General features: G+C 42.2%; 18 protein-coding genes. 10 read left to right on the top strand and 8 right to left on the bottom strand.

All coding sequences use genetic code 11. The features are described 5' to 3' along the window. The first annotated feature begins 3 nt into the window (after positions 1 to 3). Positions 4 to 1,083, top strand: coding sequence for a hybrid sensor histidine kinase/response regulator (locus tag RMY16_RS15300; protein ID WP_322737096.1), 1,080 nt, complete (start codon positions 4 to 6; stop codon positions 1,081 to 1,083). Positions 1,084 to 1,311: 228 nt separating this feature from the next. On the opposite strand, the gene RMY16_RS15295 is transcribed toward RMY16_RS15300, so the two are convergent. Both RMY16_RS15295 and RMY16_RS15290 read right to left on the bottom strand, forming a co-directional pair. Continuing rightward, entirely contained in the window at positions 1,312 to 2,361 is a 1,050-nt protein-coding gene (locus RMY16_RS15295; RefSeq protein ID WP_322737094.1) for a DUF6745 domain-containing protein, read from the bottom strand. After that, positions 2,348 to 2,641, bottom strand: a complete 294-nt coding sequence (locus tag RMY16_RS15290; protein ID WP_322737092.1) for a hypothetical protein — start codon at positions 2,639 to 2,641, stop codon at positions 2,348 to 2,350. The genes RMY16_RS15295 and RMY16_RS15290 overlap by 14 nt, the downstream gene beginning before the upstream one ends. A 496-nt stretch (positions 2,642 to 3,137) precedes the next feature. Between RMY16_RS15290 and topA the strand changes: the two genes are divergently transcribed. The 5 genes from topA (at position 3,138) to RMY16_RS15265 (ending at position 10,805) form a co-directional block, all read left to right on the top strand. Further along, on the top strand, positions 3,138 to 5,789 hold the full coding sequence (gene topA / locus RMY16_RS15285; protein ID WP_322737090.1) for a type I DNA topoisomerase: 2,652 nt from the start codon (positions 3,138 to 3,140) through the stop codon (positions 5,787 to 5,789). Positions 5,790 to 6,191: 402 nt separating this feature from the next. Continuing rightward, positions 6,192 to 6,332 carry a hypothetical protein gene (locus RMY16_RS15280; protein ID WP_012410890.1) on the top strand — a complete coding sequence of 47 codons (141 nt, stop codon included), beginning with the start codon at positions 6,192 to 6,194 and terminating at the stop codon, positions 6,330 to 6,332. A 22-nt stretch (positions 6,333 to 6,354) separates the two neighbouring features. Further along, positions 6,355 to 6,804, top strand: coding sequence for a type II 3-dehydroquinate dehydratase (gene aroQ / locus RMY16_RS15275; protein WP_322737115.1), 450 nt, complete (start codon positions 6,355 to 6,357; stop codon positions 6,802 to 6,804). Positions 6,805 to 6,912: 108 nt separating this feature from the next. Further along, positions 6,913 to 7,857 (top strand): ADP-ribosylglycohydrolase family protein, encoded by a 945-nt coding sequence (locus RMY16_RS15270; protein WP_322737089.1) that lies wholly within the window; start codon positions 6,913 to 6,915, stop codon positions 7,855 to 7,857. A 230-nt stretch (positions 7,858 to 8,087) separates the two neighbouring features. After that, positions 8,088 to 10,805 (top strand): HD family phosphohydrolase, encoded by a 2,718-nt coding sequence (locus RMY16_RS15265; RefSeq protein ID WP_322737088.1) that lies wholly within the window; start codon positions 8,088 to 8,090, stop codon positions 10,803 to 10,805. Positions 10,806 to 10,904: 99 nt separating this feature from the next. Here RMY16_RS15265 and RMY16_RS15260 read toward each other — a convergent pair whose 3' ends face one another. Continuing rightward, positions 10,905 to 11,573: a TetR/AcrR family transcriptional regulator gene (locus tag RMY16_RS15260; protein ID WP_322737086.1), complete on the bottom strand. Its 669-nt coding sequence runs from the start codon at positions 11,571 to 11,573 to the stop codon at positions 10,905 to 10,907. A 332-nt stretch (positions 11,574 to 11,905) separates the two neighbouring features. Here RMY16_RS15260 and RMY16_RS15255 point away from each other — a divergent pair, with 332 nt between their 5' ends. After that, positions 11,906 to 12,859: a Rieske (2Fe-2S) protein gene (locus RMY16_RS15255; RefSeq protein ID WP_322737113.1), complete on the top strand. Its 954-nt coding sequence runs from the start codon at positions 11,906 to 11,908 to the stop codon at positions 12,857 to 12,859. Positions 12,860 to 12,999: 140 nt separating this feature from the next. Then, positions 13,000 to 13,170: a hypothetical protein gene (locus tag RMY16_RS15250; RefSeq protein WP_322737084.1), complete on the top strand. Its 171-nt coding sequence runs from the start codon at positions 13,000 to 13,002 to the stop codon at positions 13,168 to 13,170. Between the two features lie 140 nt (positions 13,171 to 13,310). Here the strand turns inward: RMY16_RS15250 and RMY16_RS15245 are convergent, their stop codons facing one another. Both RMY16_RS15245 and RMY16_RS15240 read right to left on the bottom strand, forming a co-directional pair. After that, positions 13,311 to 15,629: a filamentous hemagglutinin N-terminal domain-containing protein gene (locus RMY16_RS15245; RefSeq protein WP_322737082.1), complete on the bottom strand. Its 2,319-nt coding sequence runs from the start codon at positions 15,627 to 15,629 to the stop codon at positions 13,311 to 13,313. Between the two features lie 141 nt (positions 15,630 to 15,770). Continuing rightward, a complete protein-coding gene (locus tag RMY16_RS15240) occupies positions 15,771 to 16,346 on the bottom strand; it encodes a hypothetical protein (RefSeq protein ID WP_322737080.1) in 576 nt (191 codons plus the stop codon). A 908-nt stretch (positions 16,347 to 17,254) separates the two neighbouring features. Here RMY16_RS15240 and RMY16_RS15235 point away from each other — a divergent pair. Together RMY16_RS15235 and RMY16_RS15230 are read left to right on the top strand one after the other, a co-directional pair. Then, the gene (locus tag RMY16_RS15235) at positions 17,255 to 18,667 is read left to right on the top strand and encodes a sensor histidine kinase (protein WP_322737078.1); all 1,413 of its coding nucleotides are present in this window, start codon (positions 17,255 to 17,257) and stop codon (positions 18,665 to 18,667) included. A gap of 70 nt (positions 18,668 to 18,737) precedes the next feature. After that, on the top strand, positions 18,738 to 19,517 hold the full coding sequence (locus RMY16_RS15230; protein WP_322737077.1) for a response regulator: 780 nt from the start codon (positions 18,738 to 18,740) through the stop codon (positions 19,515 to 19,517). A 416-nt stretch (positions 19,518 to 19,933) separates the two neighbouring features. Here RMY16_RS15230 and RMY16_RS15225 read toward each other — a convergent pair whose 3' ends face one another. From RMY16_RS15225 to RMY16_RS15215, 3 genes are read right to left on the bottom strand one after another with little or no spacing between them, the layout of a single operon-like run. After that, positions 19,934 to 20,935 carry an aldo/keto reductase gene (locus RMY16_RS15225; protein WP_322737075.1) on the bottom strand — a complete coding sequence of 334 codons (1,002 nt, stop codon included), beginning with the start codon at positions 20,933 to 20,935 and terminating at the stop codon, positions 19,934 to 19,936. A gap of 2 nt (positions 20,936 to 20,937) precedes the next feature. Then, a complete protein-coding gene (locus RMY16_RS15220) occupies positions 20,938 to 22,059 on the bottom strand; it encodes a T3SS effector HopA1 family protein (RefSeq protein ID WP_322737073.1) in 1,122 nt (373 codons plus the stop codon). A gap of 43 nt (positions 22,060 to 22,102) precedes the next feature. Beyond that, complete coding sequence (locus tag RMY16_RS15215; protein WP_322737071.1) at positions 22,103 to 23,287, bottom strand: phosphotransferase; 1,185 nt, start codon at positions 23,285 to 23,287, stop codon at positions 22,103 to 22,105. Positions 23,288 to 23,351: the final 64 nt, after the last annotated feature.

The following is a 23,351-nucleotide window of genomic DNA, read 5'->3' as shown; positions in this document are numbered from 1 at the left end:
TCGATGGATAGTCAACCCTCTATTTTAGTGATCGATGATGAACCCGATAACTTTGATGTTGTTGAAACTCTGCTGGATGGTGAAAAGTACCAGCTATACTACTCTCCTAGTGGTCAACAAGCTCTAAATCGCCTCGATAGTTTTCAGCCCGATCTGATTTTATTAGATGTGATGATGCCCGATCTTGATGGGATGGAAGTTTGCCGACGCATCAAAGCTGATTCACAATGGCAAGCAGTGCCGATCATTATGGTGACAGCATTAACCGATAAAGAAGATTTGGCTCGATGTCTGGCGACAGGTGCAGATGACTTCATTAGTAAACCAGTCAATGGTGTAGAATTACGAGCTAGAGTTCACTCTATGTTGCGGATTAAGCGGCAGTACGACAATATGCAAGTATTGCTCAAACTGCGAGAAGACATGGTAAACATGATTGTGCACGATCTGCGAAATCCACTTACCAGTATTGTTTTAGGCGCAGAGATTCTACGGTTGTCAAGTTTGTCACCTGAACAACAGCAAGGCAAAGTCGATCAAATTTTAGTTGCTGGACAACAACTGCAATCATTAATCGATAGCTTGCTGATCATGGCAAAGCTGGAATCTGGAAAAATGGTTCTCAACTACACAGAAGTAGACCTTTGTACGCTATGTATGTCAGCATTAGCAGATATTGAGGCGATCGCAAATCAAAAGAACCTGACCCTGATACGCGAACTACCCGAACCTGGTGGTATTGTTGCAGTAGATGCAGTTATCTTTCGTCGAGTGCTGGATAATTTGCTCTCCAATGCCATTAAGTTCTCCCCGTCCAAGTCTCAAGTTACCCTACGGGGAGAGTATTTAGCAGCAGGCGGTGTAAAAGTGCAAGTCGCTGATTCTGGTTCGGGAGTAAGTCTGGAGTTACGACAAATCATTTTTGAGAAGTATGAAATTGGAACTCCGATACCAGAAATTTCGCAAATTGGTTTAGGATTGGCTTTCTGCAAAATGGCGATCGACGCACATTCTGGTTCAATTACTATTGAAGATAATTATCCAAATGGTAGTATCTTCACTGTACTACTCAAAAATGAATAATTAACTCTCAAGTTACTGCATTTAATAAATATACTATGCCCTTTCTGCTAATGTGACATCTAGCATGAATGGATTGTCATTACCTTAAAATTTAGCGATCGCTCTCCACTTCTCCCGATAAATTGGAATCAAAGCCTCTTGCTCAGGTGTTAGCGTGTGAATCATTTTTACTAATCAAAAACTTTCATCTACTTGAACAATTTCTAAATGGGAAAGTCTCTTAAGCAATTATGTTTGCACCCCAAATCTTTCTGGATCTACACCCCAATTTATCCAGCGAATTGCTTCACGCGCTGAGTTCATATTAGGTGGAACTCGCAAGGCGTGAATAAAGCTTGTGCTAGGGCAAGTCATTTTTAATAAATAAATTGCTTCTTCATCAACATCAGCATCAATTTTTAATAGTGTATATTCAGCCCAAGTATCTAATTCAATAGCTTGCAATTCTTCGCAAATTCTAGCGTAACCGATACCCTGAATTAACACTCGGCGTAGTTCGGCGTTTTCCTCTGTCAAAAGCCATTGAGATTGCCATTGCTGCGGGTAGATTTTACCGTATTTTTCAGGCAAGGTTACGCCGTGGTACGAGTAAAGGCTATATCCATCAATAAATTCAATGGCGGGTTCGCCTTCAGCGTGGAGGCGGTTTTGATTGTCGAAGCGCAGGTGAAGGGGGCGATCGCATACTATACAAATATTTTCAAATGTAAAAATCCAACCACAATCCTTAATTATCGCCTGAAATAAATTCCATTTTCTTGAGTTATGAGTACAATTTAACACTGAAATACAAAAATCCTTATCAATTCCATTAAGAAGGATTTTTGTAGGGGAAATACAGCAATCTATTAATGATGCGACATCTTGCTCTGTATCATCTAATTCATTTATTAAAGGTAGACCTAAGTACAATGAATCTTGCCTTAATAAAATATGAGCATCGCTAGAAAATTCTGCACTTAATTTATTAATAATTTCTATATTTAGATATTGATATATCTCACGCAAACCAAAAATTAACTTCCATAATCCCTGATATAACTTATATTTCAATTTGCTCTTCAAGTCACAATTAATGGCAGTCCAAGCAGCATAGGGACTATCAAAAAATAAAATTTCAGGCTTAGATAATCCCACAAATACATAAGCAGCTTTTATCACCTTGGCTGCTTTTGCACGATCAATCTGCTCAGTCGAAAGCGCGATCGCTCTCCACTTCTCCCGATAAACTGGAATCAAAGCCTCTTGCTCAGGCGTTAACTTTTCAATCAGCGACATATCGCCAACCTTCAGGCTCGTATTCCCGTTGAATTTTCACTATCCAATCACCTTGGGGAATAAAAATAGCTTTATGCTCCTCATGGGCAAGCAATGCCGACTCTGAAAACACACGTAAATAAAGTGTGCTATCTTTCTCGTATAATTCGGCGTTTCCCTCAGTAATGCGATGCTTATGCCCCGTAACTTCGCCTTCTGCCAAAGTTAAGTGAGGTATTTTTTGTCCTTCAACCTGCTGCACAGGTAGTAAGATAACATCACCCTGACGAATTGGTTGCATAGTTTTGCTTTCCTGATATAGGTATAAATGCTACTTCGCTTTTCCTCTCAAGTTTGGTTTAATTTTGGCACAAGCTTTATTAAAGTGGGGCATTGGGCATGGGGCATGGGTCATTGGGCATTGTGAAGAGGAAGGATAAGGAGAAAGACTTGTTATAAGTACTCACTCAAGTCACCTTGTCTCCCTGTCTCCCTGTTCCTTGCTTTCTCATCTTCCATGCCCAATTTCCCAATTAAAGAATATTTTGAAAACTGTAGTCGCCAATTATGCGTTAGATAAGTTAAAGATTGAAATAGCTGGAAATTCACACCCAGCGTATCCTCATTTATCCTCTGGGACAGACTGGGCATTAAGTTCAGCGGATTTTCTCCCAAGCAGGCAGTTTATGTGAGGATTAAATCACCGCCCTAAGCGTGACCATTTATCTTGACAATTTGTAAAAGTTACCTCAATTTGACTGTTTAGCTTAGTAGCTCTTCTTTTTATTGAAATTTCCATGTCAACTCTCGTCATCGTCGAATCTCCAACCAAAGCTCGTACCATTCGCAACTACCTGCCAGCAGGCTATCGGGTGGAGGCATCTATGGGTCATGTGCGTGACCTACCCCAGTCGGCTAGTGAAATTCCCGCTGCCGTCAAAGGGGAATCATGGGCGCAGCTAGGGGTAAATGTGGACGCCGACTTTGAACCGGTGTATGTTGTCCCGAAAGACAAAAAGAAAATTGTTACCCAACTTAAAGATGCCCTTAAAGATGTAGATGAACTGATTCTGGCAACAGACGAAGACCGGGAAGGTGAAAGCATTAGTTGGCATTTATACCAACTACTGAAGCCGAAAGTTCCGACTAAGCGGATGGTGTTTCACGAAATTACCCAAGAGGCGATCAAAAAAGCTCTGAAAGATTGCCGCAATATCGATGAGCAGTTGGTTCGCGCTCAAGAAACCCGGCGGATTTTAGATCGACTGGTGGGCTATACCCTTTCTCCTCTCCTATGGAAAAAAATCGCCTGGGGATTATCTGCTGGGCGAGTGCAATCTGTAGCTGTGAGGCTTTTAGTTACTAGGGAACGCCAACGCCGCGCTTTCCATGAGGGTACGTACTGGGATTTAAAAGCTAGTTTGTCAAAGGAAAAAACCCCCTTTGCTGCCCAGTTGGTAACATTGGCAGGAACCAAAATCGCTAACGGCAGTGATTTTGATGCCGCAACCGGAGAAATTACCGCAGGTCGTAATGTCTTGTTGCTCAACGAAGAACAAGCGGTAGCCCTCAAGGAACGCCTAACTGGGAAAACCTGGAATGTTAACGACATCGAAGAACGCCCAGTGACGCGTAAACCGTCGCCACCGTTCACCACTTCGACGTTGCAACAAGAATCTAACCGGAAACTGCGTCTCTCGGCTCGTGACACGATGCGGGTTGCTCAGAATTTGTACGAGCAAGGGTATATTACCTATATGCGGACAGATTCGGTACATTTGTCAGATCAAGCGATCGCAGCTGCTCGCAGTTGTGTAGAAAAGCTCTACGGTCAACAATACCTCAGTCCCCAACCCCGGCAATACACCACTAAATCCAAAGGCGCACAAGAAGCACACGAAGCAATTCGTCCAGCAGGTAGTACCTTCCGCACCCCCCAAGAAACTGGTTTGGGCGGTCGAGAACTTGCCGTTTACGATTTGATTTGGAAGCGGACTGTCGCCTGTCAAATGGCTGATTCCCGGCAAACTCAAATTACTGTGCAATTGCAAGTCGAGGACGCTGGATTCCGTTCTTCTGGCAAACGGATTGAATTTCCCGGATACTTACGTGCCTACGTCGAAGGTTCAGATGACCCAGAAGCAGCACTGGAAGACCAGGAAGTAATTTTACCAAATCTGAAAGTAGGCGATCATCCAAATTGTACAGAGTTAGAAGCCGTTGGGCACGAAACTCAACCGCCAGCTAGATACACCGAAGCAACTTTAGTGAAAACCTTAGAAAGCGAAGGTATAGGTCGTCCTAGTACCTACGCCAGCATCATTGGCACAATTATCGACAAGGGTTATGCCCATTTGGTGACTAACGCTCTCATTCCCACCTTCACCGCTTTTGCCGTCACCGACTTGTTGGAAAAATATTTCCCGGACGTTGTTGATCCCAGTTTTACCTCGAAGATGGAGCAAACTCTCGATGATATTGCCACAGGTGAAGCAAAATGGCTGCCCTACTTGCAGAAATTCTATCTGGGAGATAAAGGACTAGAAACGCTGGTAAAAGAACAGGAAAGTCAAATTGATGCCACCAAAGCTAGGACTGTAGAACTAGAGAATCTAGATGCCAAAGTCCGCATTGGTAAATATGGCCCTTATATTGAAGTTGAAAATGGTGAAGGAGTTATCACCGCTTCAATTCCCAAAGACCTGACACCAGCTGACCTCGACCCCAAACAGGTAGAAGTATTGCTGCGGCAAAAAATTACAGGCCCTGACCAAGTAGGTCGCCATCCCGAAACTGGCGAACCAATTTATGTGAAAATTGGTGCTTACGGACCTTATGTTCAATTGGGTGACAAAACCGACGAAAACCCCAAACCGAAACAAGCCTCCTTACTCAAAGGTGTCACTCCAGAAACCGTTACCCTGGAAATGGCTGTTGGTCTGTTGGCACTACCCCGGACATTAGGAGTTCATCCAGTTACTGGTGGCAAAATTCAAGCAAGTTTGGGACGGTTTGGCCCTTATGTGGTTCATGACCAGGGTAAAGAGGGAAAAGACTACCGCTCCCTGAAAGCTGCTGATAATGTATTGGCAATTAGCTTAGAGCGTGCATTGGAATTGCTATCTGAACCCAAAAAGGGACGCAGTTCCACCAACAGCAAAACCAAGGCAGCCTTACGCGAATTGGGTACGCATCCAGAGGACGGGGAAACAATCAACATCTATGATGGCCCTTATGGTCCTTACATCAAGCATGGCAAAACTAATGTCAGTATCCCAGAAGGTCAAACGGTAGAAGATGTAACCCTGGCGGCGGCGCTGAGTTTGTTGGCAGCTAAGGCATCGACCGGAAAATCGACTCGCAAAACGAGTAAATCAACGACTTCCAAATCTAAGTCAACTGCTAAATCCTCAACGACTGCTGCAAAGAAAAAGGGTACAGAAGGCTAGTGGTAAGTCAAACAATTTTGGATTTTAGATTTACGCTAGCGTAGCGTTAGCAACGGAGGAGTGTTTTTTAGATGGATTTTGCTCATAACGGGCAACCCATAAACCCTAAAATTCTCTTAATCCAAAATCTAAAATCTAAAATTCCTACTCAATAGTCTATCTAAAGTCCGATTTTTAACTATTGACCCTTGATATCCATCCTTGATAGGATACAGTTCAGTAGGTTCAAGTGTGATACTCTAAAAAGTAAGGGAAAACACAACACTAAATTTTAGAAGTGGCTTATGTCCCAAATGCGGGATTGTGTATCAGCCCGATTGGAAGCCAGAGGTGCGAAAGTATGTCTTTTTCTGCGTACCTGTTAATCAAAAATTGAGGTAGTATCTCAGGAGCGATCAGTTCATGGACTATATAGAAAAGGTGCTGGAAAAGCTTAAGGAATTAGCTCGTAGGCTAATCGAAAGCCTATTAGGGCCAGAGGCTGAACCGGAACCGGAACTGATTCCGATTCCTGTGAACGATCGCTCTCGGCGTCGCCACTAACCCCACAGTGGTAACCTCGACTTTGCAGCCCTTAAGTATTCTGGCACTGCATGGGCCAAACTTAAATTTGCTAGGACAGCGAGAACCAGGAATCTATGGTTCGTTGACACTAGCTGAAATTAACCGCCTGTTAGAAGAAGAAGCATTCAAATTACAGGCGAAAGTTTTTCCTTTGCAGTCAAATCATGAAGGAATTTTGGTAGATAGTATTCATGCTGCGTTAGGGCAACATCAGGGAATTCTGATTAATGCAGGAGCATACACCCATACAAGTGTGGCCTTGCGAGATGCGATCGCTGCTGTGAATTTGCCGACAGTGGAAGTACATTTGAGTAACATTTACCGCCGGGAAGAATTTCGCCATCATTCGTATATCGCCCCAGTTGTGATCGGCCAAATAAGTGGTTTTGGCTTTCAAAGTTACTTATTGGGCTTACAAGCTTTGATAGATCATTTAAGAGTTAAGAGTTAGGAGAGACGCGATTAATCGCGTCTGTACAAGAGTTAGGAATTGGTAGTTGGTAGTAAAGTTAGGAATTAGTAATATTTCATTAACTTCATACTTTTAACTACATAATTTATGCGTTACTCTCCTATAAGTCGTTTTAAAGGAACTTTACTCGGAGCATTCCTGGGAGGAAGTTTAGCTCCTGGTAGTAAAGTACAGTTTGAGAGATCCCTAGATTTAGGCAGAATGGCGGTTCTGGGTATCCAGAGTTTGATTGCGTTAGGTAGATTAGATTTAGATGATTGGATAGAGCGTCAGCAAGAAGAATCTCCTCATTTAGTAGCAACTGATGACATCTCGATAAGAATAATTATTGCCACATTACCAGTAGCACTTTTTTTTCACGAAAATCCAATTAAGCTCCGGCAAAACTTGCTGTGTGTGCTGAAAATCTGGGAGGATGATCCAGTAGTCAGGGATGGAACGCTAGCAGTAGGATATGCGATCGCTCTTGCCCTAACTGAAAAACTCGACCCTCTAACTCTTATCCCACAAACAATTTCTTTTATCGGAGAAACACCGACAACAATACCAAAAAAATTATTAAGAGTCCAGAATTTATTAGAGCAAGGGGCTGGATTATCAACGGCGCAAGCTGAGTTTGCTAAGGAAGAAAAGCTCAGTAACACTATTGCTATGGCATTCTACTGCTTTTTGAGTACCTTAGAAGACTTTCGCCTGACAGTTTTGCAGGCTACTCACAATGACAATTCTCCGGTGCAAGATACTACGCTTCTAAGCTCACAGGCTACAGGTGCAATTGCTGGTGCTTTATCGGGAGCATATAACGGGACAGGCGGAATTCCTGTAAATTGGCAAGTTCTGCTCTTGCGGAGCAATTCTCCAGTATGGGGATTAACTAGCTTTTCCCAAGTGTTAGAATTGACCGATGCATTTGTGGGGGTGTGGTCAGGAGTGTATAATCTTACCTTAAACCCAAAAGAGTTAACAGAGGAGGGATGTGAGGTGGCTTTGCTTTCAGTTTATGCAGCTCCTCGCGTTATTCGGTCGCGTTAATCTTAAATTAACCAGATCAGGGGTTAAAGGTAGGCAAACTTCCGCCAAAGTGTATTAGTCTCATATACTAGAATTTTTCAGTAACCCCTTGGACTGATTCTGTAGCTAACTATTGTGGCAAATCAGCAATAAATAAGCCCCTGCCACCGACTTGCAGCCGCCGCAGATTAAACTTTCCTGATGATTGTCTTTTTTTGAACTATCAAAGTTGGCAATTGCAGGCAGAGATAATGAAAATGCATCAATTTTTGCAGTTCTTGAACCAGCAATTGACTCACTGGCGGCGACAGTACAAAACACTACGCCGTAAAGGAAAGTTAATGAGAAGTCCCAAAAATAAAACCCATACAAGGGAACTTCTAAGGACTATGCTCAAGAATGTATTCCTGTTTTTATCAAAAACCAATGAGAAAAACGAACGCCGAAAACAAGAAAGAGCGCTAAGGTCAAAGGCAAAATCGGTCAAAATTAAGAGTAGTATTTATGTAGTTGCTTTAAATTGGACATATAAACAGCGTTACTCGGTGATTTTGGCGATCGCTGTAGTGTCCCTCACAGGTGTGATTGGGCATAAATTATACAATCAGACTCAACTCAAGGTAGGACATCCCGCGCCCCAAACGATTACAGCGCCTTACACAGCTAGCATCGAAGATCAGAAAAAAAGCGAAGCCGAGCGCAAAGCCGTCAGTACAAGCTCCTTACAGATATTGATGCTTGATACGCGAATCAATGAAAAAATCAACGAAAATTTGCAACAACTTCTAGATGATGGCAATGAAATTCGCGCTGTTGCTGGAGCTTTTCCTTTCTTTGATCCTGTGGTTTTATCTATCTCTACCCAACGTTACCTCCGCTCTTGTCCTGATTTAGAATGGCAAGCACTGCTATCGGCCATAGAAAATAGTAAAAATCAACAGCAGAAGGGAATCGGACAAACCACCGCTTCATCCCGTCCATCATCCGTCGCTACACCTAATCAAAAACGCCAGCCGCACATCACATCCGAATCTAATTCCCAGAGTCTAGAAAAGACAGAGCCAGTAGATTTTTCTCAAAACACTGACTTTACTCAAGCTGTAGCAGAACTAGAATCTTACCGCCTCACAACTTCTGAGAAAAGCTTGTCGTTAGTGATTGCCGAAATTTCCCAAACACGTCAAAGATACATCCAAGCCACTGCCAAACTTTTAAAGTTAGAGACTGTTAGCCGCGAAGCAGTATATGAAGAATCTCTACTTTTGGATTTATCAGATGTGGAATGGGAAAAAACCCAAATGGGAATCCATCAAAGTATAGAGCGGATTCTCACCCAAGGCATCCCACAAGGACTGCCAAAAAATATCTTGCAAGATGCGGTGAGTTTACAATTACAGACCTTTGTACCAGAATCCGCTGAAACTTTGGCAAAAAATCTGTTGTTAGCTGTACTCAAGCCGAATCTGCAAAAAGATGAAGAACAAACCAGACAAAATGCTCAAAAGGCCGCGGCTGGTGTCCCACCCGTGATGGTACAGGTACGGTATGGTGAGGTGATTGTCAAAAAAGGAGCGCAAATTACTGCATGGAACTTTGAGGTGCTGGAGCATTATCGCCTGATTCGCCGGGAGATAAAGTGGCAGGAGTTGGTGAAGTTAGGAGGCGTTATTACGATCGCTATTGGCATTTTTGTCTGGGTAGAACGCCATATTGATTACGAATTGCGACAACGCGATCGCCTGTTGGTGTTATTGCTAACTCTAAGTGTGCCAGGAGTAATCGTCATCGGATTGCCCTATACTACCTGGAGCGCCCTTGGTTTATTGTTGGGAAGCTTTTACGGCCCCACTTTGGGATTGACAGTTGTCGGACTGCTATGGCCGATATTAGGCATTAGTTTGGATATGAGTAAGGCTGCGCTTTTAGCTGGTGCTGGGGGAGGAATATTAGGTAGTTACATTGCCCAACGATTCCGATCGCGTGAGGAGTTGGCATTATTAGGCGTCGCGATCGCTTTAACTCAAGGCGGTATTTACCTGCTTGTTAAAATCTTAAGTGGTCAAGTATTTGGTTCAACCTGGTATATTGTCTTCCAAGAAGCGGGATTATTTGCTTTATCCGGCTTATGCTGGAGTGTTATCGCTTTGGGTTTGAGTCCTTATCTAGAAAAAGTTTTTGATTTAGTTACCCCAATCCGCCTAGCAGAACTGGCGAATCCTAACCGCCCTTTATTAAAACGACTTGCTACTGAAACTCCGGGAACTTTTCAACATACGCTGCTTGTGGCTACTCTTGCTGAAGCTGCTGCCAAAGAATTAGGATGCAATGTTGAATTAGTCAGGGCTGGAACATTATATCATGATATTGGTAAAATGCACGACCCTCTTGGCTTTATTGAAAATCAAATGGGGGGGCCGAATAAACACGATACTGAGATTAAAGATCCTTGGAAGAGTGCAGAAATTATTAAAAAGCACGTAACTGAAGGGTTGGTAATGGCGCGTAAACACCTTTTACCTACGGCGATTCAAGCTTTTATTCCAGAGCATCAGGGTACGATGCTGATTGCCTATTTCCATCACCAAGCCCAGCAAATGGCTCAGTCAGATCCAAGTTTAACTGTAGACGATGCAGATTTTCGCTACGATGGGCCAATTCCCCAATCACGGGAAACCGGAATTGTCATGTTAGCAGATTCTTGCGAAGCGGCGCTGCGATCGCTGCAAGCATCGGCTAAATCTGTGGGAGATAAGCGATCGGTTAAAGATGTCTCCACAGAACAAGCTTTAGCAATGCTGAATAATATTCTACGTGCCAAGTGGCAAGACAATCAACTCATTGATTCAGGACTAAAACGGGAAGAGATGTCACAAATTGCCCAGATATTTGTGGATGTTTGGCAGCAATTTCATCACAAACGGATTGCTTATCCGAAGTTCAAGGCTAGTAGCACTGGGCGGAATTCGTAATTCATCATAAATATTGGCTAAGAATGCGATCGCTTAATAGTCACTGGAGTGAGTTAATTTGACCGACTACCTGAATTTTTAGCAATTTGATATAATTCCTCACTCCTCACTTTTAACTTTGATTGCTTGTACACCAGCCAAAATAAAATTAACTGCTGCTTGAGTATGCTGCTCAATCATTTCTGGACTCAGCAGTTGCAAATCGGGTCTAGTATGCTTGATGTTTTCGTAAGCGTTGAAGTATAAATTACAAACTCCAATAATATGCAGGGTGGTGAAAAATGGATCGATCTGACGGAAACAACCTTCCGCCATCCCCCGCTCTAAAATCTTGATCAGATAGCTAAAATTTTCTTGCCAATTCCCCTCTTTGAAATACTTTCCCTGATTTTGGTTTGCTTCTTGGAACCAAAGCATTCCTCTGTGCGGGTGAGCAGCTTCATAGGCGATCGCTTCTTTGACAAGCAGTTTCAAGGCTTCCTCTGGTGGCAAATGATCCAAATTTAGCTGCTCGAACCCTTCGTGCATCTCCACCGCCGGACGTTGCAGAACCGCTTGGTATAGCCCTTCCTTGCTCTGGAAGTAGTAGTAAATCATCGCTGTGGTGACACCTGCACCTCTAGCGATCGCTCCTGTCCGCGCCCCTTGAAGTCCATTTCTGGCAAACTCCGCTTCCGCCGCATCGAGAATCTGCTTTTTCGTCGCTTCTGCATCGCGCACTTGACGCGGCTTTTTAGATAAGAATTTTGACTGTGTTGAACGACCCACATTGCTCCATCATCATAACGAAAATATATTAACTAAAAACTTGGTTAGTAGTTGACATATAAGATGAAATTTATTAAATTAATATTCATTAACTAATTTTTTAGTTAGTTAAACAAATTGTCTATGCAGTAGCCGAAGTTAGCCGAGCAAATGCCCGGTAGTATTAGTTCGTCCATTGCAGACAAGACTTTAGTTATCCCAATTTACATTCCAAAAAGTGATGTAGAACAGGCGATACCAGCTTGTCTACAACTTTTAAGTTTCAAGATTGCGTTAGCAAAAGTAACGCATTTAGCGACTTTTCAAAAAATTATCAAGATTTTGGAGGGAAAATGGAACCAATTTTACCTGGTGCGCCTTGGTTAATTGCGCACAAATCTATATTGGGAGTGAATAAACCAAATAAAATCATATTAAATGGACAGGATTATGTTATTTGGCAAAACCAAAAAGGTGAAGTGTTTGCCCTTGATAACATGTGTCCGCATATGCAAGCACCATTGTCAGACGGCTGGATTTGTCAAGAAAGAGATACTATTACTTGCCCTTTTCATGCCCTAGAATTTGATGGAAAAGGCAGACTAAAGCAAGGAGATAAAAAAGACATTCAGCCAATTATCAAACCATTAGAGCTAATTATTAGCAATGATTGTATCTGGACTTATGCCGGATTTGAGCCAAGATTGCCTATCCCAGATTTGCATCAGAAAATTGGAGATGAATACGAGTTTATTGGAGTAGCTGGGGACAAAAGTATTCAGGGTGATTTTTTGAGTAACCTGATGGTTAACTATGACTATAACCACCAAAATGGTACTCATAAAGAACTATTTAAAATTACATCTTGTAATGTAAGTTATTTTGAAGAAAAAGGATACTATTCCACCGTTAAACAAGAACTGACGAGAGCCAACAACACGCTAGGAGAAATTCTCAAAAATCCTATTTTGGGAATCTTCCCTAAAAAGCTTGCTAACACACTCGAATACGCTTTTCCTTCAACTACAGCTTTTTTTGCTAAAACGCCTATTGGTGATATTGCTCAAATTCATATTCTCTACCCGGAAACACAAAAGATCACTAAGACGTTTATTTTAATGTACGCCAAAGTCGTCAATCCTTTGATGAAATTTCTATTTAAAAACTCAGTTTTACAAGCAGCAGCTACAGTTATTGAACAGGATACAGGTGCGGTCGAAAGCTTGTATCCTCGACAAAAGACAAAAATCAGATTGCCAAATGAAGAGATTATGTTCTATGCAGAAAAGCTCTACCAAAATTGGTAATTTAGATTTGCAAAGCCTAACTGCGCTTTACAATTAAACTGTAGCTAATTACTGCTGGAGATACTCAAGTACGCGGCAACTAAAATCTGCTGAAGAAATGCCTGGTAGCTATATGCATCGGACATTACTTATCAATGGCAATGGCAGCTAGAACGCATACTGAAAAAAAGGGAAATGTTAAAGGCGCGATCGCATCCTATAATGTAGCATATAAAACCCTTGAATCTCTGCGTGGTGATTTAGTTGCCATCAATTCAGATGCGGACGAGAGTTTGTGTACCCCTAAACTCCGCGAATTCCCTTCGCCCTAGCTCTAAGTTAATAAGCTAATCGTCATTCATTTTTCCAGACTGGTTCGCTTGTAGCAAGGGCTTCAGCCCTGATGTTATGCAACTTAAATGCTCATTAGCTTACTAATGAGCTATGCTGTACCCAGTCCACAATCTAAAATCTAAAAATCGCTACGACAATTAGGTGGTGTCTGCCAAGAACTCTGAGGCGTAGCTGTGGATGCATCAGCCGTAAGTACTACCTCACCTTTATCATTTCTCATCCATCCTTGGGCTTCCACAATCAGCGCTGCCGTCGGGCTAGTTGTCTGAGTCGAAACATTTGTAATAACGTGGTTTTCAGCCATTGCTTTGAAAGTTACCCAATCAACTTGAACAGCATCACTGCTGAGGGGTTCGGTTCTAGGGTTGGGCGGTAAGCCACCGCGTCCAGTAATGATGAAACTGCTTTGATTTTGTGCTGTATCTGCTTGACAGGCTTGGGTTACTTCAGTGTCAACTAGTTGGGTTGGTAAGTTGATTAAACCACGGGTGGGGTCAACATCCGGCGTATTAATTTCTACAGTACCGTTGAGGCCAAAATCTGAACTGGCGTTGATTTCACTTATTTTTGAATTTGGAGGCAGCTTGGTGCGATTCTCTAATCCATAGATGCCAGTGGTGTTGATTTCAATCCGACCCCCAGTACCCTGATTGGCATTAGCAAGGATGTCGCTGTCTTCACCAGGGAGGGCGATAATGAATGGGGCATCGATTCTGATATTACCGCCATTGCCGTTGTTGGCAGCTGTAGTGGCGATCGCACTGCGGTTACGTATTAGTATTAAATCCCGCGCCTGTAAACTAATATTCCCACCCCTACCCGATGCTGTTGTACCTGTGAGTTTTCCTTGGGTGTCCAGTGTGATCGAGTTAGCATTCACTGTCAGTAGACCTGCATTCCCAGTTCCTCGACTACTCACAGTTACTTCACCCCCATTCAAAACATTTAATTCTTCAGCCTTAACTATGATGTTTCCTCCCTGCCCAGTAGACTTAGCAAAAGTGGAAGCTGAAATCCTTGCCCCATCCTGAACAATCAACTGCCCAGTTTCTATCTCTAAGTTTCCCGCCGAGCCACTACCTTCAGTCCCAACAAGTAAGGCGCTTCTACTCTTACCTTTTGTTCCAATGAGTTGGATAGAGTCTGCGGTAACAGACAACGTTCCTCCCTTTCCCTGTTCCTGACTACGAGTGGAAGCTGAAATCTGCGCCCCATCTTGAACAATCAACTGCCCAGTTTCTATCTTCAATTCTCCGGCAGATCCAGCGCCCTCTGTTATAGTAAACAAGACACTGGGGTCATTTCCTGGTGAGATTCCAATGAGTTGGATAGAGTTGGCAGTCACAAACAACTTTCCCCCCTGCCCAGTAGATTCTTTAGAAGTGGAAGCTGAAACCTGCGAGCCATCTTGAACAATCAATTGCCCAGTTTCAATTCTCAATTCTCCCGCAGTTCCAGAGCTTGTTGTCTCAGTCAACAGACTGCTTCTTCCCAAGAGTTCTACTGACTCCAAGGCGTTCACCACTAATGTTCCTCCCGATTTTGAGCCTAGCGTATTAACCGCAATAGTTGAATCATCGGTGAGTGTAACGCGCTTGCCTTGTACCTGGATACTGCCACCGCCTTGACCAGTAGCAGTTATTCTAGCTCTCTTGGTAAGAGATACATTTGCTCGCGCTACATTGTCAGGAAAACTTAAGCGAAAATTGTTGTTATTAATATTCAACCCTATTGTTCCTGTTTCTGCCAATCCTCCTAATTCAATTCGACCATCTGGAGCGCTCAGTAGCGCTCCTTCTAGATTCACATCGCCTCCCACTAGCACTAAACTCTGACTGTTAGAAACCGATAGTTGGCTTGTTTTATTGACTTGAATCGACTCAATAGGCTGAGATAGAATTTGATTGAATAAAAATGCAGAAGGATTCACTCTCAACAAGGAGTTAAGCGAATTGACGGGTGAAGTCATAGAAAATTCTCCACCACCGGGAAACTGGATCACACTGGCTGTTGTGACGAGAAATGAACCGTTAATTTTTAATTTGGCATTCTTTCCAAATATGATGCCCTTGGGATTTATTAAAAAGAGATTAGCTTTACCTTGAGCTTGAAGTGTTCCCTGGATGTCAGAGCGGTTTCCCCCTGTAACTCGCACCAAAATATTGTTAATGCTAGAGGCGTTACGGAAATCTACTATCTCCTGGTTTTTAACGCTAAAGTTGCTGAAACTGTGGAATAAATTTGTATCGCCAACGGTTGTACCCCCTGTAATTTGGTAGGTTGTACTGTCGGGTGACTCCACTTTAGTTCCCAAAGAGGAATCGGGAGTGACCTGAGCGGATGTGCGGCTTCCTTCTATTCCAATCGCACCCACTAAAATCACCAAGCCCGACAACCCTAAGTGGTAACCGCGACCAAACCAGTTTCTTAAACTCACAAAACTTGTCTCCTAACCCTTGAAAGTTACTTTATGGGAAGCTAGAACACCACTTCAGTAATGCTTGTGCAACCTTTCCCCCTATTTCTCCCTTTGTAAGAAACTCTGCTAGCGGGGTCAGGTTTTTGATTACTAACTCTGTCAAACAAGCACTACAGTAGCTTGGCTCCAGTCAAGGCCAGCAGGTAACGAAGCTACATGTTGCACGTTGTTATCGTTGTTATAAAGTAAAGCACCAGTGTCCGCGTTATATGTCAAAAAATCAGAATCAGCAGCTCCGTAAATTAATTGGTTGTAATTTTTGCCAATACCAACGGTAACTACTTTTAAATAATTGCTGGATAGAGCATGAGCAGCTGATTTAAAACCAGCGGCATTTATTCTAAAAATATTATTGTTAACAGCATCAGTACCTGAGCTATGAGGAGCGGTAGTCATTTCAATAATATCCTCGTAGACTGAAAAGTCTGTAATTGTATCAGTACCACCATCTGAGTAATTCAGGACAAAGGTATCTCCACTACTACCACCAGTGAGAATATCATTACCACTTCCTCCGATTAAGTGGTCTTCACCCCAACCACCTATTAGAGTGTCATCGCCTTGATAGCCGTATATTTGATTACTTGCTTCAATCCCGGCTACTAGATAGTTGTTTCCAGAGTCGCCGCTAATAGTTGCCACGTTCGTTACTCCCGGATAAATCAGTGTTTCCACTGTTGATCTTACTTAGCAATTAGCATCACAGATGAGATGAGTTAAGAAACAAAACAAAGCGTTTCCCCCACAATTCACAAATTTTTTAACACCAACCTCCAGCATTAACACTGTCAGTATTGAGTTATTCTCTGTTTATCCACCGCTTTAGCTGCATCGCAATTATTTTTCCAAGCTATACGGTGCAGAGGTAAATTTTGACAAACCAACAACTGTTAACAAATTAGTCCGATCATCGATCAAGGCGCGATCGCCTGAATAGCCAGTTGTAATAAATATGAATCTAGTTCATCTTGTTCGGGATGATGCATCTGAGACTCCAAAAGCGAAAGTGAATCTCTATTTTTCTCTCGCTGTCCAGCCCGAAATTTTATGCAAAACAGCTATTTATGTTACGAATCTTTATATTTTTCAAGCCAAGAAACTACCTCCTCATAAGCAATTACAAGTAAAAAACTGATTTTTGCTTAAAAAAATAAGTAAACTTTTGTAACTAAAATCCGATATTCGCATAAAAAAAGTTGCAGTAGCAAGAGAAACAAATAGGAGCTGTACCGACATTACATAGGTTATGAGTATGAAAAACTCCACCCACCTACAAGGGGATGAAGTTTTTGGGCATGGGGAATCGGGCATGGAGCATTGGTAATTCTTCCCCATGCTCCAGGCCCAATAACCCAAGCGGTGGCGGGAGTGGCCACTCACAAGGGTATGAAGTTTCTTGCCGCTTTCAATGAATTCGAGAAAACAAAGCCTGACTTAAAGGATTGAAATCCTTCCATAAGTTTGCCGGAAGCCGCAATTCTGGTTCAATTCGACAAAAGCCGTATCAGACCAGATGTAACCAGCAGCTTAGTGATGAAGAGTAATTTTTAAAAGCTTATCCAGTAATTGCAGTGACTTGAATTATGGTTATTAGCAACCGCATTTTAGAGCAAAACAACTTTTCAATCAGACTGCTACTAGAAAAGGAGTTGCAGCATACTAAATCCGTAATGGTTGATATGGAAGATGCAGTTTTCTGGGTAAAGCCAGATGCGGAGTTTCTCTACGCCAATGATGCAGCGTGTAGTTTGGTGAGATATTCTCGTGAGGAATTGCTCTCTATGACTATGTACGACATCAAACCAGACTTTTCGCCAGCAGTCTGGTCAAAACATTGGACAAATATTAAAGAGAAAGGCTACCTATACTTTGAATCTTTATATAGAACTAAAGAAGATCAGACCTTTCCTGTAGAAATTACTATTATTTATTTGGAATACAACTCTACCGAATATGGCTGTATTTTGATCCGCAATATCAGTCAACGCCAGCATACGTCTATCGTCTTACAAGAGGTTAATGAAGTATTAGAATGCAAAGTGCAACAGCTTATAGCTGAGTTAAGAAACGCTAATCAGCAATTATACCGCGAGAAAGTTTTGCGCCAGCAGGTAGAGATGGCTTTAGAACAAGAAAAACTACTTAATGAATACAAAGCGCACTTTTTCTCTATGCTTTCTCATGAATTTCGGACTCCGTTAAATATTATCTCACTGTCCGCTAGTTTACTGAAACGCCATCTTCATCGGTGGACTGAAGAGAAAAAATTACAATACTTGCAGCGTTTGGAAATGGCAGTTGAACAAATCAGCCAATTGATGGATGAAATTTTCCTCAACGCTAAAGCAGAAGCAAGAAAGCTCAAACTTGAGCCAAAACCACTTAACCTGATCCAATTGTGCAGTGAGATTTTAACAGAAATGAATTTGAATGAAAGCAACGCCACTTGCTTGATGCCGACAGATCCTTTTGACAGTTCCTTTTGCGAAGAATCACGTCACCTGCCACTATCGAGGGAATCTGCCCCTAATGGAGAACTTTCGAGCAAAAAAAGCCTCTTTTTCAACAACTCTGGACAACAGAATAGCTTCCCAATCTCCGCGTCACTAGAAACTCCTGACTATACAGTCACCTTAATTAGTCAAGGTGATTGTACAGCCTGTGTAGATCAAAAATTGCTACAACCTATTCTCAGGAATTTGCTTTCAAATGCAGTCAAGTATTCTCCAAACGACAGCACGATTGATTTGATAGTTTCTCATCGGGATGAAGAAGTAATTTTTCAGATTAAAGATCGAGGAATTGGCATTTCTGTAGGAGATCAACAAAGACTATTTAAGCCATTTCATCGCGGTACGAACGTTGGCAATATCCCCGGTAATGGATTGGGATTAGCACTCGTCAAAAAGTTTGTAGACCTGCATGGTGGTCAAATTTCAGTTGCCAGCAAGGTTGGGGTAGGTACTACATTCACAATTACCCTACCTGTGCAGTGACAATCTCTGCAAGAAGACAGCCAGAAAGTCTATAAAAACATAATTCATCTGACGCTTACAAGGGGACACTATGATTAAAATTCTAGTGATTGAAGATGAGCCAGAAAGCCGAGATATATTTTTAGACAGTTTACAAGCAGAAGGGTTTGAAGCGATCGCTGCGGAAAATGGTCTTGTTGGTATTCAGCAAGCACAAGAACACTTGCCTGATTTGGTACTGTGCGACATTCTGATGCCAGAATTAGATGGTTATGGTGTCCTAACTACGTTGCGCCAAAACCCTTTAACGGCAACAATTCCCTTCATTTTTCTCAGCGCAAAATCTACTAAAACTGAGATTCGTCACGGAATGAATTTGGGAGCAGACGACTATCTTACCAAGCCCTCAACAGTAGAAGAATTGTTGGAAGCGATCGCAACTCGACTGGAAAAACAAGCAACCGTAAGGAACTGGTACACTGCTCAATCTCAGAGCGTGGAAACATCAGATATCACTGATACCGGAAAAACACCAGCTTTGCATTTCATCTTTCCGGACTGTCCCCAGTTGAGTAAAGTTTTCGATTTTATTGAAGCCAATTATGATCAATCTATTGGATTAGGTGAGGTAGCCCAAGCTGTTGGTTACTCTCCGGCTTATTTAACTAGCCAAGTAAAACGCTTAACGGGACAAACAGTAAATCGTTGGATTGTCGCTCGTCGCATGGCACAGGTATGCTATTTGCTTCGAGAAACTGACCAGTCAGTAAATCAGATTGCAGAGGCAGTCGGCTATCAGACAGAGGGTCATTTCTTTCGTCAGTTTCGTCAATATCATGGAACTACTCCCCAAGCTTGGAGAGACGCATAGTACAGCAATTCGTAAAGTAAGCGGACGGGTAGATCATCCGCTTACTTTACTAGTACAGTTCGGTGTAAATAAGCCACCCATTTGAAATGTCTAAAACCCCCTGGGGGGGACAAAATGGTCTAGAATGCTTATATTACAAAGAGTGTAGCAATTTGTGGTAAAAGAAAAAGGGCGTTGCTGATTCCATGTATGAAAATGATTTTACATAATACCAAAATCCTTGTAGAGACGTAGCACTGCTACGTCTCTACATCTAGATTCATACTTTAATTCAGCAATGCCGAAAATTCCTATGAATTAGTCGCCAAATTATTGACACTAAATCTTAATAAGTATAAATACTATCAGCAAGGAAAGAGGGCTATGAGGCTTATCCTATCTGTGTCTTAGCGCTTTTTGTTCCCTCATAAGGACTACTAGTCTTGGTAAAGTAATTTTTCAGGTGAAACTTCTTTAATGTTCAGCTTCTTGCGGTGTAAATCCCCATAAATATTAAGGTACTCCAATTCAGCAGCAGTTAGTTTACCTTGTTTAACTCCATTAATCGCTGCATCAATCTCTTCGCGTCGTGTCAGTCCCGTTAAGCAAACATCTACACAATTTTGTGTCAAAGAGTAGCGATACAAATCAGGGACAGAAGGTCGCCAGCAAGCTTCCGGCAATCCAGCAGGAGCTAACCATAGAGGGCCTGTATGAGAGCCGCTAGCAGATTTGAAAGTTACAATTCCTGGGCGTTGGTAATCTTCATTATCCAGATGTTTGAATACTAGATTTTGGGCAGAGCGATGAGCAACATTGTGTCTAACCATCACCACATCTAGCAGGGGACTATGCAACCACTGTTGAGCCAAACTGAGATCATGAAAAGAGGCACCGATGTAACGAACTGCACCCATTTTTTTAAGGCGTTCTGAAGTTTCAAAGATTCTTTCGACCGTTCTTTTATAAACGCAGTTTGGGCCTCTAAGATCAGGAGAAAGTTGCAAGCAATTACTGAGAGCTGAACCATCATTCGCTCCAATCCAGCCCCAAAAAAACACATCAATGTAGTCAAGCCCTAGCTCACTAAACTGATCGTATAGGGCAGCAAAGGCCATCTCTGGACTTTTGTTGTAAGTCACGGTTGCGAGAATAACCTTTTCTCTGACTGAGGAGCCTCTTTTGCACAATTGACGAAGTGCCCCAGACATCTCTCTGTATAAAAAGTGGTGTAAATCGCTAGAAAAGAAAAAATAGTTGATTCCTTGCTCAAAGGCGTAAAGGCTATCCTCACTTGAAATCCCGCCTCCGCCTCCCAGCCCTAAACAGCTGACAGTCAGATCAGTTCGCCCAAGCTTGCGGTAAAAAGGCAGATCTAAATCTGGAAAATTAGCCTTTGTAGAGTTGTCTTTGCCTAGTGTGACTACAGACTGCGGCATATTTATAAACTCAACTGAGTGTAAATGTCTTCAGAATTAGCATTGAGATAGGAACGTTGCAAATCAATTTCTAAGAGCGCAAAATATTGAATAATAGCTGTCATGCGCGCCTCTGGAGAGTTATCACCTTTTTGCCAAGCTTCCAATAAACCATTGGCAACAATTTGGCAACGGTTCATACCAAAACTCTCTTGTGTGGAAAATTTATGATTGGGTTCTTCTGCTAGAGCAAGACCTGGTGCAATAAACTTTGTAAATAGAGGCACTTCTATTTGAAAATACCTTTTATTTTCTTTATAAACAGTCTGAATGACTTGTCTTACACCTTCGTAGTTACTTTTATTAAAGTAGAGAACGCCTGAGTCAAAGCGCCCATAGTCAGAAGGATTGTATAAAACTTTGAAGGTAAAGGGAAGTTGTATTTCGTTCAGCTGCTGCGTTATGCATTTCATAACGGCAGCTGCACCTTCAAAGCTTAAGTTAAAGTAAATTCGCACAATTCCAGAATGACTATCTAAATTGCTGTGATTCTCCTGACCAGCGTTGCCAACTGCCACATAGAATCCGTTCTGAACTCGATTACGAGGTGTCCAGATTGCGACTAAATCTCCTACAGTTGACGATTGCTCTGTCAACTGTAGATGTCGGTTTCGTTCAATGTGTAAGGTAAGACCGCCTTTTTTCACTGCCAGGCTGCCATCATTTTCCTGCCTTAGCACACGCCATCCAGGATCAAAGTAGCCTTTTCCACAATTGCTTTCGTGCAATCGTGCGAAGAATTCTATATCTATCCCCATAAAGGTATTGTTCTCTAACTTTTTGCGAAGTGCTAAACTATCTAAGTCTGTATCCAGTGCCAGCGTGGAGCGCAGGGAACCACTGTAGTGGATACCGTAGAGAAAATTTCGTAGGTGTAGACTCAGATACTTTTTCTGTAAGTTTTGAGGCACTTGCTGAAAGCGGGTCAGCATCTCCGTTGGGAGTTCCGAGGGTTTGTAATCTGGATGATTAATCCGGAAATTAGACTCAATCCGAACGTTCCGGACAATGTCTTGCAGAGCCTCTAATAATCTGTTTGGAGAAGAACTTGGAAGTTGGTCTTGCAAGTAATTTAGCTGTTGCATAAGCGTTCAGTCTTCACTGAAGGTAGTTAAGCGTGAGAAAAATTTAAGCAGGAGAGCTATTGAGGCGAGCTAATTCAGATTCTGATATGCCGAAAATCGTTATCATTGATTGTTCTGGACGGCACAGTAAGCTCTTGGCAACCTGCAACATGCAGATACTCCTATTACCAAAATACTTGTGATAATCAATGAACGCCCTGGTCGTTTCAATTAGAGCGAGTCCAGCAAACTGAACGACTCGCTGAAGAAAGTCAGAATAATGCTTCAGAATTTCCGGAAAATTCTCAAGATAAGCTTTCATGAGGGCAACTATTGATGGGCGGAGAACCTTCAAAGGCGTCATAGCTAGACGTAAAGATTCTTCTATCTCAATAGAAGGAGCTGCAACCAAGCTGTCAAGCCATATCCGCAAATAGCTGGCTAGTATTGTCCCCAAGTCAAAAGCTGGATCTCCCCATGTACAGCGCTCCCAGTCAATTAGTCTAATCAGGTTTCCTTGCAACTGGTTCCCCTGCAAAGCAGATTGCTCCCAGCCATCATAAAGCAAAATGTTATCTAGCTTGAGGTCATTGTGAATTACGCAGCAAGGATGCAAACTAGCTGTCAGTTTTGCTACTGCTGCTCCCAGGCTTTCATAGCGTTGGTAAAGAACCAAAAACTTAAGACAATCATCTGGAATTGAGCCGAAAATCTCGGGTCCAATTCGCTCCAGCCGTTGGGCAGGATTATAAAAATGATCTGGAGATTTTTCTTCTTGAACTTGAGAGATAAAATTGCTGCACTTCTGTTGATTTATTGTCGCGCCATGTAGCACTGCCAAAGTCCTACCAATCGAAGTAGCAATAATGGCTGGAAAAGTCTGCTCCTTACGATAAAATTTATCTAAATCCAGGTAGTTGAGCAGGTATTTATATACGATAATTGAGTTGCTTTCATCAAAATGAAGTAATTCTGAAACTTTTGAAGAAAGTTGACTGAGTTCTGGAATATGGCGTAGTAATTTATGGAACTGCCATTCTTTGAAAAACTCGTTAGCCGTTTTACCGTTACGCCAGTGACGTTCCTGTTTAACAAGTAGCTTGCAGTTACTTGATAAAGTAACTAACAAATTAAAATTTTTTCCAAATGCCCCTGCTTCTACTTGAAGAAATTCTAATTCTTGTTCAGCACAAAGATTCGATTTTAATAAATACCGAGAAACATTTTCAGAGTTCAGTAAAAACGGCATTAGTTATCTCTCCCTGAATGAATTCCTTGCAACAGTACATAAAAAGCTTCGTAGTACCTATGTG

The sequence above is a fragment of the Nostoc sp. DedQUE12b genome (assembly GCF_034530835.1).
Taxonomy (GTDB): domain Bacteria; phylum Cyanobacteriota; class Cyanobacteriia; order Cyanobacteriales; family Nostocaceae; genus Nostoc.
Note: the sequence above shows the minus strand (reverse complement) of the source record. Positions and strands in the feature narration are given on the sequence as shown.